Genomic DNA, 17,251 nt, shown 5'->3' with positions numbered 1-17,251 from the left:
TCGCTCCACACCGTGCGCCGCGCCCCGCCCCGAGCCGCGGCGCACGGTGTGGAGCGACGGCCTCGGCCGCTTCGCGCTGCGCTGCCTCCAGGTGATCGTGATCCTCGCTCTCGCGTCGGTCCTCGTCTTCGCCATGACGCAGCTCACCCTCGTGCTGATCCCGGTGATGATCGCGATCATCCTGGCCTCGGCGATCCACCCGCTGCTGTCGTGGCTGCGGAAGAAGGGCGTGCCCTCGATCCTCGCGACGTGGCTGTCCCTGCTGGGCCTGCTGGCGGTCCTGGGCGCCGTGGGCTGGCTCATCACCGTCGCTGTCCGCAACCAGTGGGACGAGCTGGTGAGCAGTGCGTCCGAGGGCATCTCCTCGCTGCAGGACTACGTGCAGCACCTGCCGTTCCAGATCGACGAGCAGCAGATCGAGGACGCCCGGGCGACGGTGGTCGACTTCCTCACCTCGAGCAGCTTCGGCTCCGGCGCGCTCGCGGGGGCCGCGGCCGCCGCCAACTTCGTCACCGGCCTCGTGCTGATGATCGTCGTGCTCTTCTTCTTCATGAAGGACGGCCCGAAGATCTGGGAGTTCCTCCTGCGCCCCTTCGTCGGCGAGAGCTACGACCGCGCCAAGCGCGTCGGCACCAAGGCCGTCGACGTGCTCGGCGACTACGTGCGCGGCACCGCGACCGTCGCGGCCGTCGACGCGATCGGCATCGGCGTCGCCCTCGCGATCATCGGGGTCCCGCTGGCGATCCCGCTCGCGGTGATCGTGTTCCTCACCGCCTTCATCCCGATCGTGGGAGCGACCGCCGCCGGCATCCTCGCGGCTCTCGTCGCCCTCGTGGCCAACGGGCCGGTCCCCGCGCTGATCGTGATCCTGGTCGTCATCGCCGTCAACCAGCTCGAGGGCAACTTCCTCCAGCCGGTGCTGATGGCCCGCTCGCTGAAGCTGCACCCCCTGATCGTGCTCGTCGCCCTGACCGTCGGCACCGTCCTCGCGGGCATCGTCGGCGCCGTGCTGGCCGTGCCGATCGCCGCGGTGGTCTGGGGAGTGATCACGGTGTGGAACGGTCCGGACCGTCCCGCCGAGCCCGCGCGGCAGAAGCGGCCCGAGAGGGTCTGAGCGAGGGGGCTCCCGGAGCCCTCGCCCTCAGCGGCGGACGATGATGCCGTCGCGCAGCGCCTGGCGCCGCAGGGCGATGCGGCCGCCCACCTCCACCCCCGCCTCGCGGTACTTGGCGCGGGCGCTGCGCAGGCAGCTGCGCGCGGCGTCCTGCGTGATGCGCAGCTCCGCCGCCAGCTGCTTCAGCGGCAGGCCCTCGGCGAAGAGCCCGACGACGAGGCGCTCCCGGGCCGTCAGCGTGTCGCCGGGCGATCCGCCGAGGAGGCCGCGGGTGGGGCCGGTGAGGAACACGGCGCCGCTCGCGACGGTGCGGATCGCCTCGATGATGACCGCGGTCGGCTCGCTCTTGACGACGTAGCCCCGCGCTCCGGCCTCGAGCGCCCGCTGGATCGTCGCCGCCTGGGCGTGAGTGCTGATGATGACCACGGCCGAGCCCGCGGCGGTGAGCGTCCGGATCTTCATCGCGAGATCGAGGTCGTCGCCGAGGTCGATGTCCAGGAGCACGACGTCGCTCGGGAACGCGGGGTCCGCCAGCAGGCCGACCCAGCTCGACGCCGTCGCGACCACGCGGATCGGCGCTCCCGAGCGGCCGATCCACTCCGCGAGGGCGCGGAGGAGGATCGGGTGGTCGTCGAGGATGGCGAGCGAGATCGTCCGCCCCTCGGTCGCCGTCGGTCCGCCGCTCGGAGTGCTCACGGGGTCCTCGTCGATCCGGTCGCGCTCTCGGGAACATGCTCGATCAGCACGCGGGTGCCCGCTCCGCTGCTCTGCACGCGAGGCGCCCCCAGCTCGTCGAGGATGCCCCAGACGGCCGGATCGAGGTCGCGGGAGCGCCTGCCCGCGACCTCGAGTGAGATCGCGATCGATCCCCGGCCCGCCGGATCGGCGCCGAGCGCTCCAAGGACCGCGTCGACGCCCGGTCGGGCGGCGGAGCCGGGTGCGGCGAGCAGCCACAGCACCGAGAGCAGCCGCGCGCGGTCGGGCGGGAGCAGGTGCGCGGCGAGCCCGTCGGGGTCGCTCAGGACCACCGCTCCCGACAGGTGGGCCGACTCGTCGACGGCGATGCGGAGCCAGGTGCGGTCGTGGCTGCGGGCGAGCGTGCTCCGCAGCTCGTCTCCGAGCGTCCGGCCCCGCTCCCCCGTCTCCGCGTCCAGTGGAGCGGCGGCGCTCTGCGCGATCCGCTCGAGGAACTCCTCGATCCGGGCGTCGATCCGCGAGAGCTCGGACGCCGCGAGGCTGCCCGGACCCGTGCCCGGCCCGTCGATCGTGCTGTCCGAGATCGTGCGGTCGAGCCGGCGGTGCACGTGCTCGTCGACCGTGGCGAGGATGACCGCGCAGAACGCCGTCGGCACGAGCGCCAGCAGGAGGATCGTCGTGCCGATCCCGAGTCCGCCCGGGACGCCGCCGCTCTGGGCCAGGAGCGTCGCCGCGCTCACCGCCGCGAGCAGGCCGAGCGCCGTGCAGGTGCGCCGGAGCGGGTGGAAGGGCATGAGCCCCAGCAGGGTCGCGCCGACGCCCACGCAGACGGTCGGGTAGTAGACGCCCCCGGAGGCGGGGAGAGCGGAGTCGATGATCTCGAGCGCCAGCGCCGCCGCGTCGATCACGAGGACGAGGACGAGGATTGGCGGCGGGAGCTCCCCGCGCCGCACGAGCGCGGTCATCGCCCCGGCGGCGAAGGCGAGCACCACCACTGCCCAGGCGGCGCCCGTCAGCCAGCCGGAGGAGCCGGCGTCGAGGGCCCAGGCGTAGGAGAACACTCCGCGGACCATCACGAGCACCGCGACGGTGAGGAAGCCGAGGCCGAGGTAGCTCGCGGTCAGCTGATGCGTGCGGCGGATCCGGAAGCGCACGGACTGCAGGGAGCGGGGCCCGGTCTCGGCCGCGCCGACGAGGGCGAGCAGCGTGCCGGACGTCGCGTCCCGGGGCTCGGGCGCGCTCATCGCGGCACGCTCAGCAGGACGGTCGTGCCGGCACCCGGCGCCGAGAAGACCCTCGCGGCTCCGCCGACCGACTCGAGGCGGCCGTGGACCGACTCCGCGAGCCCGAGACGGTCGGCGGGGACGGCGGCGGGGTCGAAGCCCGCTCCGGCGTCCGAGACGGCGACCCGGACGCCGCCCGCGCCGTGCTCGACGGTGACGTCGACCGCGAGCACTCCGGAGTGCCTCCGCACGTTCTCGAGGCACTCGCCGGTCGCGCCGACCAGCGCCGCGAGCGCGCCCGCAGCGACGTCGCCCTCGCCGAGGTGCCACGAGATCTCAAGGCCCAGGGCGCGGAAGCGGCGCTCGACGGCGGCGAACTCGTCGGGGAGCCGGGCGCCGGAGCCGGGAGCACTCGGCGGGAGCGGACCGTCGAGCGCCCGCAGCAGCTCGAGATCGGCCTCGGCGCGCTCGCGCAGCGTGTCGGCGGGCACGCCCTCGCCCCGGTGCGCGACGAGGGTCAGGGTCGCCAGGATCGTGTCGTGCAGGAGGCGCGCGTCCTGGCGGCGGCGCGCCTCGTCCTCGCTCGAGCGCCGCTCCGTGGCGTGCGCCGTGAGGAGCCGCCGGGTGCCCTCGTCGGCGCGCGCGACGCTCGCGGCGACCCAGCGCGCGATGCCGAAGGCCCCGGCCCACCCGATGACGACCGCGAGGCCCACGAAGAACGCCCGCCCCGACGACAGGGCGGCGACCGCGCTGAGCACGAGCACCGGAGCGAGCGCGGCCACGGCGATCAGGGGCAGTCGGCGGGAGGCGCCGATCGCCAGCAGCGGGGTCGCCAGCGCCATCGACGCCAGCATCGTGAGGGAGCCGAGCACCGCGGACAGCCGAGCGTCGACGTCCGACACGGCGAAGAGCGCGAGAGCGGTCAGGCCGAGGACCGCCGCGGCGACGATCGGTGCGGCGCTCGTCGCCGACCGGGGTCGCCGCGGCACGAGCACGACGACGGTCGCCGCCACGAGCAGCGCCAGGATCGGCAGGGTGCGGACGAGGTCGGCCGGAGCGAGAGCGACGAGGTGCAGGGCCGAGGCCCCGGTGAAGAGCGCGGAGCCGCGCCGGGCGCAGCGACGGCCGATCTCGTCCTGCTCGCGGCGCAGCTCGGTGCGCTCCGCAGCGGCGGCGGAGGAGCCGGGGGTCGTCGAGGGGAGCATCGCGGTCGGGCCTCGCGTGGGCGGGCCCCCGGCCTCGAGGGGCGCGAGATCGGGAGGGGCGGATGGGGCGCGGCGCCGAGGGGCGGCGCCGATGACCTGAATGGTGCCACACGGAGGGTCGGCCCCGACGTCCGCTCGGCCGCCGGGCGACGGATCGCGCAGCCTTTCCCGCCCCGCGGTCGCGCTCGGGGCGTCCGATCCCGTAGGCTGGAGACATCTCCTGGGCGATCGCCCGAATTCCACGGCTGAGAAGTCGCCACCACCAGCACGCACTCGCTGGAGACGACGAAGAGACTCAGCCCCTGATAGAGACCGCCCTGCTCTCACCGGCAGCACGGGTCGACGGCATCGACCTCGACCCAGCGGTTCGAACGCCCGCCTCGCCGGCGGGTACCGCCCTTCACAGGACGCCGCGGAAGCCGCGCCGTTCCTCGTTCGACCCCCGCACCCCCGACTCCGTCGGAACGCGGGACGTTCTCCCCCGCGGAGGTCCCCTCCGCCCCCAAGACGACCCGAGCGACTCCCGGCCGACGCGTGTTTCATCCGCGCGGAGGAGGAGTCGAGCGGGTACCGCACACTCGTGCGGGATCTGACGACGTCCGCTCCGGCAGGCGTCATTAACACATAAGGAAAAGAAATGCCTACTGGCACCGTTAAGTGGTTCAACTCCGAAAAGGGCTTCGGCTTCATCGCTCCCGACGACGGAGGCGCCGACGTGTTCGCGCACTTCTCCGCCATCGCGAAGCAGGGCTACCGCGAGCTCGTCGAGAACCAGCACGTCGAGTACGACGTCGAGCAGGGCCGCAAGGGCCCGCAGGCCGCGAACATCCGCGGCGTCGGCGAGTAATTCCCGACTCCTCGGGTTCGTCACGAACTCGCAGCGCCCCGTCGGCCGTGATCCTCGGATCCGGTCGGCGGGGCGTTCGTCGTCCCCCGGCCTGCGATCCCCCCGCCGGCCCCCTCGATCGAGGGACACGAGCCTGTCCTGCGGCCCCTCGCGCCCTGGGTAGGCTCGAGGGAGAGGCTCCCCGTGCTCGTCGGAGTCCACGGCCCCGTGCATCCTCCGGGCGCCGGCACGACACAGGGTGGAGACCATGGGACGACTGATCTACGGACCGCAATCGCTCGAGATCGACTTCGAGGACCGCATGCTGGCGCACCTCAAGGTGGCGATGTTCACCAAGATGCGCCGCAACGAGTCGTTCAGCCTGTCCTGGGCCGAGCCCGAGTCCAGCGGCTACGGCCGCAGCTCGATCTGGATCCACCCCACCACGGCGCTGCACTTCCGCTTCTTCGGCAGCAAGCGGCCCGCGCTGAACCGCGCGTGGATCGAGCAGTTCGTCTCGAGCGCGAACAACACCGGCGAGATGCTCGTGGTGCCGGAGCCGCAGGACGGCTGACCCGTCGCCCGGGTCGCCCCGCCGCCCGGATCGCTTCAGACCACGCGCGGTCGAGCGGTGTGCACCAGTTCGTCGTGGGGCAGGCCGACCAGCCGCGCCGCGACCTCGGCGCACGCGGCGTCGTCGACGGCGGCCGACTCGTACTCCTCCGGCCACAGCGGCGTGAGGGTGACGAGCTCCACGTCCCCCGTTGCGAGCTCCATGCGCTCGGGGAGCCGGGGGCTCCGGAGCCCGAGCAGCACGCCGACCGAGCCGTCCTCGCCGACCCAGGCCGGCGGGGCCGAGGCGTTGGCCAGGCGCGCGACGTCGACGCCTGTGCGGCAGCACACTCCCTGCAGGGCCGCGCGGCGGGCGGCCTCGTAGAGCAGGCGGAACTGCCAGTGGTTCCAGAGCTCCGCGGCCGGGACGCCGAGCAGGGCGGAGCTCTCGAGGCACAGCTCGAGGCCCAGACCCGTGCCGGGTCGGCTGAGGCGGTCGAAGGGGTCGCTCAGCCCGTCGGTGGCCAGCACGATCGAGTCGTTGCGCTCGACGCGCAGGAAGGCGCGGTGGTCGGTCGGCCAGCGGGCTCCGCCGCCCGTGCCGGCATCCTCCGTCGAGACGACGACCGTGCGGTCGAGCTCGCCGATGCTGCGCCAGACGTCGGCGCGGTCCTCGGCGACCGCCTCCGCGAGCGCCCGCCGCTCGTCCGGGGTCCACCGGATCTCGCGGGTGCGGTTCAGGAACAACGACATGGGACTCCCCGTCCGCGCGGGAGGTCCCCGCGCTTCCGGCACGCTACGGCGCCAGCCGGGGGGTCACCTCCGAGCCACCGGGGGAGAACCTGGACGTGGAGGTGCTCGAGGGTGAGAGGTCAACCCTCCTGCGGGCCCCGCTGCGACCTCCGCCGGGGTCAGCCGAGCGGATTCACGCCGTTCGTGCGCCAGCGCTCGTCCGCCAGCTGGCCCGGCGTCCCCTCGCCCTCGTGGGTGCCGAGCGGCTCGGCCTCGCGGGAGGCCTCGGCCGGGACGGCGCCCAGCGACGTGCCGCTCCCCTCGGCGGTGCTGCCGGGGGGCAGCAGGCCCTCCTCGTCCTCGGAGTCGGACACCTCGTCCTCGGGGGAGTTCTCGGTGCCGCTCTCGCTCATCGAGTCGTAGGGGTGGTCAGGATCGCGGCTCTCGTCGGGGGTCGTGCTCTCCTCGACCTCGGCGTCGGCGGGCCGGACGTCGTCGGGGCGATCGGCGTCGGTGACCGGACCCGACGGGTCGGCACCGCTCTGACCCTCGCCGGTCCAGCCGGAGAACTCGGGGCTCGTGTCTGCGCTCATGCGCGCCACGGTAGCACCGGGGCCGCGGGGCGTCCGAGCCCTCCCCTGGCGACGGATCGACCGTGCGATCAGCGCCTAGGCTCGTCCCCGTGCGGCGCGGGCCGCGGACGACGGGAGCACGATGCGACGACTGGGATACGAACGGTTCGGCGGACCGGACGTGCTCTCGTGGCGGGACGCCCCCGTGCCGATGCCGGCGCGGGGCGAGGTGCTCGTGCGCACCCGTGCGGCGAGCATCAACGCCACCGACGAGAAGATCCTGTCGGGTGCGGCCCGCGTCATGGCCGTCGGGCGATCCAGGCCGCTCGGCTTCGGACTCGACGTCGCCGGCACCGTCGAGGCCGTCGGACCGGGCGTGCGGACCGTCGCGGTCGGCGACCGCGTGGTCGGCATGACCCGCGACGGCGACGCGTTCGCCGACGCGTGCCTGGTGCGCAGCCGCTCCCTCGTCACTCTGCCCGACTCCCTCGACTTCGTGCAGGGCGTCACCCTCGCGATGTCCGGAGGGACGGCCGTGGGCGTCGTCGACGCCCTGCGCGTGCGCGCGGGCGAGAGGGTGCTCGTCGGCGGCGGCTCCGGTGCCATCGGCCAGCTGACCGTGCAGCTCCTGGTCCGTGCGGGCTGCGAGGTCGGCGCGACCGGGTCCGCCGCCGCGGCCGGGGTGCTGCGGAGCCTGGGCGCCGAGCCGCACGACTACCGCGCGCTCGATCTGGGCGTGCTCGCGGGCCGCTTCGACGCGGTGCTCGACGTCTCCGGGCACCTGAGGGCCGCCGACGCCGCGATCCTGCTGGCGCAGAACGGGCGCTTCGTCACCCTCGTGCCCAGCGGCCCGGCCCTCGGCGCCCAGGCGGTCGGCGTGCTGCGGCGCGACCGTCCGCCGGTGCGGAACCTGATCGTGGTGGCCACGGCCGAGCGGATCGGGCGCGCGATCGCGCTCGCCGCCTCCGGCGACCTCGACGCCGACCCCGGCGCCGTGCATCCGCTCGAGGAGATCATCGACGTGCTGTCCGGGCGGTCGGCCGGCACCGACCGCACGATCGGCAAGATCGTCTTCACCGCCGGCGGCGCGGCTCCGCTGGACTGACCGGCTCCTGCACGCCGGGGTGCGGAACGAGCCCGGAACGATACCGGGACTCGGGCCGTCCGACAAGCACCCCGAGCTCGCGGGCGGGCCCCGTCAGGATGGTCGCATGCCCGCATCCTCCCGTTCCTTCCCGTATCCGCTCGGCGTCTCCCTCCGCGGCGACGACGGCGCGAACGTCGCCCTCTACTCCGAGACCGCGGACAGCGTCGAGGTCTGCCTGTTCGACGAGACCGGCACCGAGACCCGTGTCACCCTGACCGACCGCACCGGCCACGTCTTCCACGGCGTCGTCCCGGGCATGGGCGTCGGAACGCGCTACGGCTTCCGCGTCGACGGCCCCTGGGACCCCGCGAACGGCCTGCGCCACAACGTGAACAAGCTCCTCCTGGACCCGCACGCCACCGCCATCGAGGGCTCCTACCGCTGGAGCGAGGACGTCTTCGGCCAGTACTACGAGGACGCCGAGCGCCGCAACGACTCCGACTCCGCCCCCTCCGTGCCGCGCTGCGTCGTCACCGACCCGGCCTCCTTCGACTGGGGCACCGACGAGGCCCCGCGCATCCCGCTCGAGGACACCGTCGTGTACGAGGTCCACGTGAAGGGCTTCACCAAGCTGCACCCGGACGTGCCGGAGGACATCCGCGGCACCTACCGCGGCCTCGCGCACCCGGCGTCGATCAAGCACTTCACCGATCTCGGCGTCACCTCGGTCGAGCTGCTGCCCGTGCACCAGTTCGTGCAGGACTCGCACCTCGAGGAGAAGGGCCTGCGCAACTACTGGGGCTACAACTCCCTCGGCTTCTTCGCCCCGCACAACGAGTACTCGCACGCGGGCGACGACGGCGCGCAGGTCGACGAGTTCAAGGCCATGGTCAAGGCGTTCCACGAGGCCGGCCTCGAGGTGATCCTCGACGTGGTCTACAACCACACCGCCGAGGGCAACGACAAGGGCCCCACCCTGTCGTTCAAGGGCATCGACAACGGCTCCTACTACCGGCTGGTGGAGGAGGACCGCGCCAACTACTTCGACACCACGGGCACCGGCAACAGCCTCAACGTCAGCCACCCCGCCGCGCTCGGGCTCATCATGGACTCGCTGCGCTACTGGGTGACCGAGATGCACATCGACGGGTTCCGGTTCGACCTCGCGACCACGCTGACCCGTCAGACGGGCGAGGCCGAGGTGCACAGCGCGTTCCTCGACCTCATCGCGCAGGACCCGGTGCTCGCCCCCGTCAAGATGATCGCCGAGCCCTGGGACACCGCGGGCTACCAGGTCGGCGGCTTCCCCGCCGACTGGTCCGAGTGGAACGGGAAGTTCCGCGACGACGTGCGCGACTTCTGGCACGGCGCCGACTCGGTGCTCGGCACGACCGCGCAGCGCATCCTCGGCTCGCCGGACGTGTACGAGGCGGACAAGCGCTCGCCCCTCTCGAGCGTCAACTTCGTCACCGCCCACGACGGCTTCACCCTCGCCGACCTCACCGCCTACTCGCGCAAGCACAACGCGGCCAACGGCGAGGACAACAACGACGGCGAGAGCGACAACCGCTCCTCCAACAACGGCGCGGAGGGCCCGACCGAGAACGAGGCGGTCAACGAGCGCCGCGACCGCATGCGCCGCAACTTCCTGGCGACCCTGCTGCTCTCGGCCGGCGTGCCGATGATCCTGGGCGGCGACGAGATCGCCCGCACGCAGGGCGGCAACAACAACGCGTACTGCCAGGACGACGAGATCTCGTGGTTCGACTGGGAGGGCGCCGACCGCGAGCTGCTGGCCTTCACCCGCGAGCTGATCGCCCTGCGCGCGGCCGAGCCGGCGCTCAAGCCCAAGTGGTTCCGCCGCGCTCCCGGTGACGGCGGAACGGACACCGTCGACATCCTCCGCTCGGACGCGCAGGGATTCGCCGACGAGGACTGGGACAACCCGGACGCCCGCTCGATCACGTTCGTGTTCGAGCACGAGGGCAGCGCGTCGTTCGCCCTGCTGCTGAACGCGGCCGAGAACGGCGTGGAGTTCACGGTGCCGACGGCACCGGGAGCCGAGTGGGAGCTCGCCTGCTCGAGCGACCCCGACCAGGTCGTGTCCGGAGAGGTCACGACGCTGATCGTCCGCGACGCCTCGTTCACCCTGCTGCGCTCGGCCTGATGAGCAGCGCCGGCCGGGCCTCGCGACGCCTCCGCTTCGGCGGGCGCATCGCGGGGCTCGGCACGGCCTCGGGCACCCGGCTCGTGCTGGGTCTCTGGGAGCGGACGCCGTTCGGCGCGTTCTCGGACGCGATGATCGAGCGGGCCGACGGGCACCGGATGCTGATCGCTCCGACCCGCGAGGTCGCGGACTTCATCGCCTCGACGTACGAGTTCGACGAGGTCGTCGTGGCGCCGGTCGCGACGCGCCGGATCCCGGGCGGCCTGCGGGTGACCGCCGGCGGCCTCGATGCGGTGCTGCGACTGGGCGGAGTCACTCCGCTGGGCCGCCTGCTGCGGATCGTGCCGCGGCCGATCGCCGAGAGCCCCGCGTGGCTGACCGCGATCTCCCCCGTCGCCTCCCTGCTCGTGCGCGGCGTCAGCACCGCCGGCAGCGCGGGCGGCGGGCGGCGGGAGTACTACGGCGTCCGCACGATCCGGAGCGTGCTCGGGGTCACCGCTTCGCTGGACGGAGTGGACCTGGGGGGCCTGCGGCCGCTCTCGCCGCCCGTCCGCTTCGGCTTCTCGTCGGCGCCCGCCGCTCCGGCGATCGTCGACGTCACCACCACCATCGCGCTGCCGCGCGGTGGCTCATCCGCGCTCGCGCGCGACGACCGAGAAGGACGTGCCTCATGAAGAAGGGCGACAAGATCAGCTGGAACACCTCGCAGGGCGAGACCCACGGCGAGCTGGTGGAGAAGAAGACGAAGGAGTTCCACTTCGAGGGCCAGAAGTTCAACGCCTCGGACGACGAGCCCTACTGGATCGTGCAGAGCGACAAGACCGACGCGAAGGCCGCGCACAAGGAGTCGTCGCTGACGAAGAAGTGACGGGCCGGCGCCTCAGCCCGTCACCGTGCGCGCCGTGCACCGGTCGTCGAGGTCGGCCGCGACGAGCCACTCGGGCAGGTCGGCGCGGAACGCCTCCCGCGTGGCCGGGTCGTTGACGGCGGTCCAGTCGACGGTGTCCTGCACCTCGGGCTCGAACTTGTCCCACTCGAACCAGTTGATCATCTTGAGCTGCGGGAACCGCTCGGCCGTCTCGGCCGAGAGCACCTGGCGCCACCACGCCTGCTTGATCGCGAGCTCTCCGGCGGCGTCGCCGCGCGGGACGACGAGCGCGGCCGTCTCGGGGATCGCCACGGGCTTGCCGTGCTCGACCCCGTAGGTCGTGTAGAAGTCGGGCGCCGCGGTCTCGTCGCCGGCGGCTCCGTCGTAGGTGCCGGTGAGCTGGGCGGCGAACTTGCCCTCCTCCGGCAGCTCGTTCTCGCCCCACGGATACGCCGAGCCCCAGTGGTAGAGCGACATGCCGACCCAGTCCACCGCGTCGTCGCCCGGGTAGTACGGCGCGTAGGGGTCGTCCTCGGGAGTCAGGACTCCGTCGGGCGTCGTGTCGAGCAGCGCGAAGCCGCTCGTCCCCGGCTGCGCGGCCGACGCCCCGCCCTCGAACGGGTAGCCCTCGGCGCTGTTGGGCGCCCACATCAGGGAGGAGCCGGGCGCCTCGGCGTGGACCGCGGCTGCCACCCTCCGGAACGTCTCGACGTACTTCGCGGGCTGCTGTCCCCACGCGTACCAGGAGCCGTTCATCTCGTGCGCGAAGCGGAGCACGACGGGCACGCCCGCGTCGTTGAGATCCGCGAGGAGCGCGGCGACCTCGTCGGCGACCTCCTCGGTGACCGCATCGAGTCCCTCCGCCGGCTCGAGGGTGAGCAGCAGCGTGCCGCCGAGGGCGCGCAGCTGCTCGGCCGCCTCGCGCACCTCGGCGCGGTCGTCGCCGGCGAAGGGCACGTCGGCGAAGGCGACCGCGACCGCGGGCGGACGGCCGAGCGCCGTGCTGTAGTCGCTCAGGGTGCGGGCGTCCCAGTCGAGATTCACGCCGAGGAGGGCGCCCTGCCCGGGCACGATCGACGAGGCCGGCCGGACGACGCAGGCGGCCGCCGCCTCGGAGGCACTGGAGCAGCCGGCCAGGAGGGCGACCGCGGCGGCGGCGGCGAGCAGACGGAGGCGGGGCACCGTTCCACGCTAATCCGGGCCGTGAGAGCGCTTGCCGGACTCGGGGCCCGTCACTCCCCTCCCGTCAGGGGGTCAGCCGCCCCGGCGGACGACCTCGTGCACCCACGCGAGCTTCTCGGCGATCACCGGAGTGATGACGAACGGGTACAGGTCGTCCTTGCCCATCGAGCGGTTCACGCTGTTGAGGGCGAGGGAGAGTCCGTGCCAGCGGCGCAGGATCTCGGGCATCTCGAGACCGGCGATCCGCTCGGCCCCGGACGCGCTCACACCCCCCGCGAGCGATTCCGGCACGCGGCCGCGCGGTCCGTCGACGGTCAGGCCGACCGCCGCGGTGGTCTCGAGGGCGTCGGCGATGTGCAGGTAGTGGGCGAAGGTCTCGGCGAAGTCCTCCCACGGGTGCGTGGTCGCGTACTGCGAGATGTGGTCGCGGGCCCAGTCCGCTCCGGTCGCCCCGCCGTAGTGCGCGTCCAGGGCCGCGCCGTAATCGGTGCGCTCGTCGCCGAACAGCGCACGGAAGGCCGGGAGCAGGTCGGTGCCCTCGACGAGCTCCTGCCAGTAGTAGTGCCCGATCTCGTGGCGGAAGTGGCCGAGGACCGTCCGGTACGGCTCGCCCAGACGGGCCTTGAGTGCCTCGCGGTGCGCGTCGTTCCCCTCGGACAGGTCGACGGTGACGACTCCGTCGGCGTGCCCGGTCGTGACGGAGCCGAGCTGCGCCGACGACAGCAGCCAGAACGAGAGCCCCGAGCCGTTCTCGCGGCGGCGCACGGGCAGGTCGAGGTGGCGCAGCTGGCGGACCAGGCGCCGCTTCGCGAACTCGGCGACCGTCAGCTGGCTCAGCACGGCGGCGTCGTAGACGACCGGGCGCTCGCCGGTCAGGGCGCAGGAGGCGCAGGCGCCGCCCGTCCGCTCCTCCTGGAGCCAGGTGCAGCCGATGGTGCCGCGGTAGCGGCAGAGCGGGCGGCCCGCGGCCTCGACGAGCTCGTCGGTCTCGAGCGCGTAGGCGAGCGCGGTGCCGCAGCGCAGGCACTCGGCGTCCTCGAACTCGACGCGGGCCTCGCAGTGGGGGCAGCCGAACACGCGCATGACTGAGGGACCTTCCGGGTGGGCGGCGGCGGACGCCACCCCTCGACCCTAGTGAGCGCGCCGAGCGCCCGCTCGGGGTTGCCTGAGGGCCGAGGGCGGTGGATCTCGATACGCCCGCTGCGCGCGCTGCTCGATCAGCGGAGGAGCACGCCGGCCGAGCAGCCCCGCAGGGGCGTCTCGAGACCCGCCGCTCCCGCAGGCCTGCTGGTCGAGCAGCCCCGCAGGGGCGTCGCGAGACCCGCCGCTACGCGATGCGGATGAGCTTCTTGTTGACGAACTCCTCGAGGGCGCTGCGGCCCATCTCGCGGCCGGTGCCCGAGCGCTTCACCCCGCCGAAGGGCAGCTCGGCCGCATCGCCGAGGACCAGGTTGATCCACACCATGCCGGCGTCGATCCGGTCGGCGAGACGCAGGGCCTGCTCCTGGTCGGTCGTGTAGAGGTAGGAGCCGAGGCCGTAGGGCGTGTCATTCGCCAGCGCGATCGCCTCGTCCTCGTCGTGGACGCGGTAGAGCGCGGCGACGGGACCGAAGAACTCCTCGCGGTAGGCGTTCATGTCGGGGGTGACGTCCTCGAGCACCGCGGGCGGGAAGAAGTTGCCGGTCACCTCGCCGCTCGCGCGCACGGTCGCCCCCTGCTCGCGGGCCGTCGCGAGCTGCTGCTCGAGGCGCTCCGTCGCGGCGGAGGAGGAGAGCGGGCCGAGCAGGGTCCCCTCGGCGAACGGATCGGCGGGCTGCGCCTTCGTGAACGCCGCGGGGAACTTCGAGGCGAACTCCTCGTAGAGGTCGTCGATGACGATGAAGCGCTTGGCGGCGTTGCAGGACTGGCCGTTGTTGTCCAGGCGGGCGGCGACCGCGTCCTCGACGGCCTTGTCGAGGTCGTCGGTCGACAGCAGCACGAACGGGTCGGAGCCGCCGAGCTCCAGCACGACCTTCTTGAGGTTGCGGCCCGCGATCTCGGCGACGGCGGCTCCCGCGCGTTCGGAGCCCGTGACCGACACGCCCTGCACCCGCGGGTCGGCGATGACGTCGGCGGCCTGGTCGTTGCTCGCGTACAGGTTCACGTAGACGCCGGCGGGTGCTCCGAGCTCGCCTGCGGCGGTCGCGAAGATGTCCGCGATGGCGGCGGCCGACTCGGGGCACTGCGGCGCGTGCTTGAGCAGGATCGTGTTGCCCGCGACGATGTTCGGGCCGGCGAAGCGGGCGACCTGGTAGTAGGGGAAGTTCCACGGCATGATGCCCAGCAGCACGCCCAGGCCCGCGCGGCGCACGAAGGCCGAGCCGGTGCCGTCGGAGAGCTCGATGGGCTCGTCCGCGAGGAACGCCTCGCCGTTGTCGGCGTAGTAGCGGTAGATGTCGGCCGCGAAGCCGACCTCGCCCTGCGCCTGGTCGAGCGGCTTGCCCATCTCGCGCACGATGATCTCGGCCAGGGCGTCGGCGCGCTCGACGTGCAGATCGGCCACTCGGGCGATCAGGGCGGCGCGGGTCGCGACGGGCACGGTGCGCGACCACGTGGAGTACGCGTCGTGCGCGGCTCCGATCGCCTCGGTCAGCTCAAGGTCGGTGATCGACGGGTACTCGCTCAGGGTCGTCCCGGAGGCCGGGTCGATGACGGCGTAGTGGGTGCTCATGCGGGAAGTGCTCCTTCGCGGTGGGGGGGCGGCGGCGTGCTCGTCCAGGATCTCCTGCGCCAGGCGCCGTCCGACGCGGATCGCGCCGTCGACGTGCTGGTAGCCCTCGGCGGCCAGGTCGCTGGATCCGAAGCGGAGCGGCCCGACCGGCTCGAGCTGGAGCGCTCCGTAGCGGGTCAGTCCGCCCAGGTCGAAGCTCGCGGCGTAGGCGCCCTGCGTCCACTCCTCGGCCGCCCAGTCGCTCTCGTAGTAGACGACCGGAGCCAGCGCGGCGGGTCCGTAGTAGGCGGCGAGGGAGTCGAGGATCGCGGCCTTGCGCTCGGCCTCGGGGAGCGCCAGCAGCCGGTCGGCCTTCTCGTCCGAGACGAAGCCGACGAGCGTGCCGCGCTCCTCCCCCGCGTTGGAGTTGTCGTACGCCTCGTGCACGAGCGCGTGCGGGCTGAACGCGGTGCCCGAGAGGCCGTCCGCGCGCCAGAACGGGGCCTCGTAGGTGGCGTGCACCTTGATGACGAGGCCGAGCGACTGGTGCTGCAGAGCCTGCTGGCGCAGTCGCGGGAGGGGCGGATCGAAGCGGATCCTGCCGACGAGGTTCGGCGGGACGGCGACGATCGCGTGCCGGGCGACGACGACGGCGTCGTCGGTGCGGACCTCGACCCCGTCCTCGCTCCAGTGCACGGAGCGCACGGCCTGCTCGAGCAGGACGCGCTCGGCGCCCAGCCGCTCGGCGAGCAGCTCCGGAACCCGCTGGAGACCCCCGAGCACGCGCTTGTCGAGGATGAAATCGGCGTCGACGAGGTGGCTGAACGATCCCGCGCTCGCCGCCATCAGGAGCGCCTGCAGCAGGGAGAACGAGTGCGCGGGCTTCGTGAGCATGGCGTCGGCGACGAAGAGCGCGATGTTCGCGCGCGCCTCCCCGTCGTCGGTCTGCTGCTCGAGCCAGGCGCTGAAGCTGATCCGGTCGTAGTCGGCGGCCAGCGGATGCGCCCACGGTGCGGCCGGGTCGGTCTCGGCCACGAGGCGGTCGAGCACATCGATGAGCCGTGCGATCTCGGCCTCGGTGCTCGCGCCTCCGGGGAAGATGTCGCCCGTGAAGCGGCGCGCGCGGCCGTCGGAGCCGATGTAGACGCTCTCGCCGTCGCGGTAGCGGGAGTAGGTGGTCAGGCCCAGCTCGTCGAGCGTCTCGAGCAGCGCGGTCTGATCGGGCGAGACCCACTGGCCGCCGAGCTCGAGCATCTGGCCCTCGATCTCGCGGGTCTCGAGACGGCCGCCGACGCGGTCGCGCGCCTCGAGGACGGCCACGGTGCGCCCGGCCTCGTGGAGCCGCAGGGCCGCGGTGAGCCCGGTGGCGCCTGCTCCGATCACGACGACGTCGCGCTCGATTCGGGACATGACAACTCGTTCCGTCGGTGATCCCGGGCATTCGCGAGGGATTGCGGATCATTTTGCCACAGGGACGGTGGAAAAGGGTGGTGGGGTGGGGGATCTCGATACGCCCGCTGCGCGGGCTACTCGATCAGCGAGGGGAGTGCTCGATTGCAGCGAGGGAGCCCTTGCTGGTCGAGTAGCCGCGCAGCGGCGTATCGAGACCCGCGCGGATCGGAGCGCTCAGCCCGCGTTCCCCGGGCCGAGCTGTTCGCAACCGAGGTCAGGAGCCGCTCGGACGACTCGAACGGACGCTGCGGGCTGTCCCGACCTCGGTTGCGGACAGGTGCACGGCTCGACGCGGCAGCAGTCCGGCACGAGCGGACGCGGCGGCAGTCCGCACTGCTGGTCGAAAGCCCGGACCCATCGAGACCATCCACCCGCCAGAGCTCGACCCAGAAATACATAGGCGTGCTATGTTTATTGACGTGCCCGTCCCCTCCGCCCCCGTGCGCCTCGCCTCCGCCGCCACCGCGCTCGCGCGGTTCGCCGGCCGCTCCAGCGGAGCGACGGGGCTCGGCGCGCAGTCCGGAGCGGTCTGGTCGACGCTCGCCGAGCTGCGCACCTCCTCCCCGCTCCGCCTCGGCGAGCTCGCCGAGCGGGTGCGGGTGACCCAGCCCACGATGACCGGGCTGATCGCCCGGCTCGACGAGGCCGGCTGGATCCGCCGAGTGCACGACGAGAGCGACGGCCGGGCCTGGCTCATCGAGGCCGCCGACGCGGGATCCGCCGCTCTCGCCGCGCACCGCCTCCGCCTCGACTCCGCCCTGGCACCCCTGTTCGACGACCTCGACGACGACGACCGGCGCGTGCTCGCGCGCGCCGCGACCCTCCTCGAGGAGCGCGTGCAGCGACTCTCCTGACCCCTCCCCCTCCGAAAGGCCACTCCGTGCCC

The 17,251-nt window shown here is 73.0% G+C and carries 16 protein-coding genes and 1 pseudogene; 8 read left to right on the top strand and 9 right to left on the bottom strand.

Annotated elements, in window-relative coordinates; genetic code table 11:
• The coding region (locus NB037_RS14725; RefSeq protein WP_251946924.1) for an AI-2E family transporter at nucleotides 1-1,114 on the top strand (1,114 nt) is incomplete at its 5' end.
• Nucleotides 1,115-1,141: 27 nt separating this feature from the next.
• Here the strand turns inward: NB037_RS14725 and NB037_RS14720 are convergent.
• The 3 genes from NB037_RS14720 to NB037_RS14710 are packed head-to-tail and all read right to left on the bottom strand — an operon-like array spanning nucleotide 1,142 to nucleotide 4,238.
• On the bottom strand, nucleotides 1,142-1,810 hold the full coding sequence (locus NB037_RS14720; RefSeq protein ID WP_251946923.1) for a response regulator transcription factor: 669 nt from the start codon (nucleotides 1,808-1,810) through the stop codon (nucleotides 1,142-1,144).
• Nucleotides 1,807-3,054: a hypothetical protein gene (locus tag NB037_RS14715; protein ID WP_251946922.1), complete on the bottom strand. Its 1,248-nt coding sequence runs from the start codon at nucleotides 3,052-3,054 to the stop codon at nucleotides 1,807-1,809. Before NB037_RS14715 ends, NB037_RS14720 begins: the two co-directional genes overlap by 4 nt.
• Entirely contained in the window at nucleotides 3,051-4,238 is a 1,188-nt protein-coding gene (locus NB037_RS14710) for a sensor histidine kinase (protein ID WP_251946921.1), read from the bottom strand. The genes NB037_RS14715 and NB037_RS14710 overlap by 4 nt, the downstream gene beginning before the upstream one ends.
• Nucleotides 4,239-4,875: 637 nt before the next feature.
• Between NB037_RS14710 and NB037_RS14705 the strand changes: the two genes are divergently transcribed.
• Both NB037_RS14705 and NB037_RS14700 read left to right on the top strand, forming a co-directional pair.
• Nucleotides 4,876-5,085 carry a cold-shock protein gene (locus tag NB037_RS14705; RefSeq protein WP_055786246.1) on the top strand — a complete coding sequence of 70 codons (210 nt, stop codon included), beginning with the start codon at nucleotides 4,876-4,878 and terminating at the stop codon, nucleotides 5,083-5,085.
• A 247-nt stretch (nucleotides 5,086-5,332) separates the two neighbouring features.
• Nucleotides 5,333-5,638, top strand: a complete 306-nt coding sequence (locus NB037_RS14700; RefSeq protein WP_207407750.1) for a DUF7882 family protein — start codon at nucleotides 5,333-5,335, stop codon at nucleotides 5,636-5,638.
• A gap of 35 nt (nucleotides 5,639-5,673) precedes the next feature.
• Here NB037_RS14700 and NB037_RS14695 read toward each other — a convergent pair whose 3' ends face one another.
• Together NB037_RS14695 and NB037_RS14690 are read right to left on the bottom strand one after the other, a co-directional pair.
• Nucleotides 5,674-6,369 (bottom strand): hypothetical protein, encoded by a 696-nt coding sequence (locus NB037_RS14695; protein ID WP_251946920.1) that lies wholly within the window; start codon nucleotides 6,367-6,369, stop codon nucleotides 5,674-5,676.
• 158 nt (nucleotides 6,370-6,527) lie between these two features.
• Nucleotides 6,528-6,941 carry a hypothetical protein gene (locus NB037_RS14690; RefSeq protein WP_251946919.1) on the bottom strand — a complete coding sequence of 138 codons (414 nt, stop codon included), beginning with the start codon at nucleotides 6,939-6,941 and terminating at the stop codon, nucleotides 6,528-6,530.
• 121 nt (nucleotides 6,942-7,062) lie between these two features.
• On the opposite strand from NB037_RS14690, the gene NB037_RS14685 reads away from it, so the two are divergent.
• The 4 genes from NB037_RS14685 to NB037_RS14670 all read left to right on the top strand — a co-directional run bounded on the left by NB037_RS14685 (nucleotide 7,063) and on the right by NB037_RS14670 (nucleotide 11,042).
• On the top strand, nucleotides 7,063-8,025 hold the full coding sequence (locus NB037_RS14685) for a quinone oxidoreductase family protein (RefSeq protein ID WP_251946918.1): 963 nt from the start codon (nucleotides 7,063-7,065) through the stop codon (nucleotides 8,023-8,025).
• A 106-nt stretch (nucleotides 8,026-8,131) separates the two neighbouring features.
• The gene (glgX, locus tag NB037_RS14680) at nucleotides 8,132-10,174 is read left to right on the top strand and encodes a glycogen debranching protein GlgX (RefSeq protein WP_251946916.1); all 2,043 of its coding nucleotides are present in this window, start codon (nucleotides 8,132-8,134) and stop codon (nucleotides 10,172-10,174) included.
• On the top strand, nucleotides 10,174-10,848 hold the full coding sequence (locus NB037_RS14675; protein ID WP_251946914.1) for a hypothetical protein: 675 nt from the start codon (nucleotides 10,174-10,176) through the stop codon (nucleotides 10,846-10,848). The genes glgX and NB037_RS14675 overlap by 1 nt, the downstream gene beginning before the upstream one ends.
• Nucleotides 10,845-11,042, top strand: a complete 198-nt coding sequence (locus NB037_RS14670) for a hypervirulence associated TUDOR domain-containing protein (protein WP_055786225.1) — start codon at nucleotides 10,845-10,847, stop codon at nucleotides 11,040-11,042. The genes NB037_RS14675 and NB037_RS14670 overlap by 4 nt, the downstream gene beginning before the upstream one ends.
• A 12-nt stretch (nucleotides 11,043-11,054) precedes the next feature.
• Here NB037_RS14670 and NB037_RS14665 read toward each other — a convergent pair whose 3' ends face one another.
• The 4 genes and pseudogenes from NB037_RS14665 to NB037_RS14650 all read right to left on the bottom strand — a co-directional run.
• Nucleotides 11,055-12,224 (bottom strand): glycoside hydrolase family 26 protein, encoded by a 1,170-nt coding sequence (locus NB037_RS14665; protein WP_251946912.1) that lies wholly within the window; start codon nucleotides 12,222-12,224, stop codon nucleotides 11,055-11,057.
• 72 nt (nucleotides 12,225-12,296) lie between these two features.
• The gene (locus NB037_RS14660) at nucleotides 12,297-13,346 is read right to left on the bottom strand and encodes a zinc-binding metallopeptidase family protein (protein ID WP_251946910.1); all 1,050 of its coding nucleotides are present in this window, start codon (nucleotides 13,344-13,346) and stop codon (nucleotides 12,297-12,299) included.
• 205 nt (nucleotides 13,347-13,551) lie between these two features.
• A complete protein-coding gene (locus NB037_RS14655; RefSeq protein ID WP_251946927.1) occupies nucleotides 13,552-14,934 on the bottom strand; it encodes an NAD-dependent succinate-semialdehyde dehydrogenase in 1,383 nt (460 codons plus the stop codon).
• 39 nt (nucleotides 14,935-14,973) lie between these two features.
• Nucleotides 14,974-16,323, bottom strand: a pseudogene (locus tag NB037_RS14650) (flavin monoamine oxidase family protein); the annotation flags it as partial.
• 461 nt (nucleotides 16,324-16,784) lie between these two features.
• On the opposite strand from NB037_RS14650, the gene NB037_RS14645 reads away from it, so the two are divergent.
• Nucleotides 16,785-17,219, top strand: coding sequence for a MarR family transcriptional regulator (locus NB037_RS14645; protein WP_251946908.1), 435 nt, complete (start codon nucleotides 16,785-16,787; stop codon nucleotides 17,217-17,219).
• Nucleotides 17,220-17,251: the final 32 nt, after the last annotated feature.

Origin of the sequence: Rathayibacter rubneri, assembly GCF_023743255.1 — a bacterium.
Taxonomy (GTDB): Bacteria; Actinomycetota; Actinomycetes; order Actinomycetales; family Microbacteriaceae; genus Rathayibacter; species Rathayibacter rubneri.
Note: the sequence above shows the minus strand (reverse complement) of the source record. Positions and strands in the feature narration are given on the sequence as shown.

Coding starts and splice junctions, on each gene's coding strand:
- NB037_RS14700 (WP_207407750.1), top strand. CDS start 5,333: ATGGGACGACTGATCTACGGACCGCAATCGCTCGAGATCGACTTCGAG.
- NB037_RS14705 (WP_055786246.1), top strand. CDS start 4,876: ATGCCTACTGGCACCGTTAAGTGGTTCAACTCCGAAAAGGGCTTCGGC.
- NB037_RS14690 (WP_251946919.1), bottom strand. CDS start 6,941: ATGAGCGCAGACACGAGCCCCGAGTTCTCCGGCTGGACCGGCGAGGGT.
- NB037_RS14670 (WP_055786225.1), top strand. CDS start 10,845: ATGAAGAAGGGCGACAAGATCAGCTGGAACACCTCGCAGGGCGAGACC.
- NB037_RS14685 (WP_251946918.1), top strand. CDS start 7,063: ATGCGACGACTGGGATACGAACGGTTCGGCGGACCGGACGTGCTCTCG.
- NB037_RS14710 (WP_251946921.1), bottom strand. CDS start 4,238: ATGCTCCCCTCGACGACCCCCGGCTCCTCCGCCGCCGCTGCGGAGCGC.
- glgX (WP_251946916.1), top strand. CDS start 8,132: ATGCCCGCATCCTCCCGTTCCTTCCCGTATCCGCTCGGCGTCTCCCTC.
- NB037_RS14695 (WP_251946920.1), bottom strand. CDS start 6,369: ATGTCGTTGTTCCTGAACCGCACCCGCGAGATCCGGTGGACCCCGGAC.
- NB037_RS14655 (WP_251946927.1), bottom strand. CDS start 14,934: ATGAGCACCCACTACGCCGTCATCGACCCGGCCTCCGGGACGACCCTG.
- NB037_RS14675 (WP_251946914.1), top strand. CDS start 10,174: ATGAGCAGCGCCGGCCGGGCCTCGCGACGCCTCCGCTTCGGCGGGCGC.
- NB037_RS14715 (WP_251946922.1), bottom strand. CDS start 3,054: ATGAGCGCGCCCGAGCCCCGGGACGCGACGTCCGGCACGCTGCTCGCC.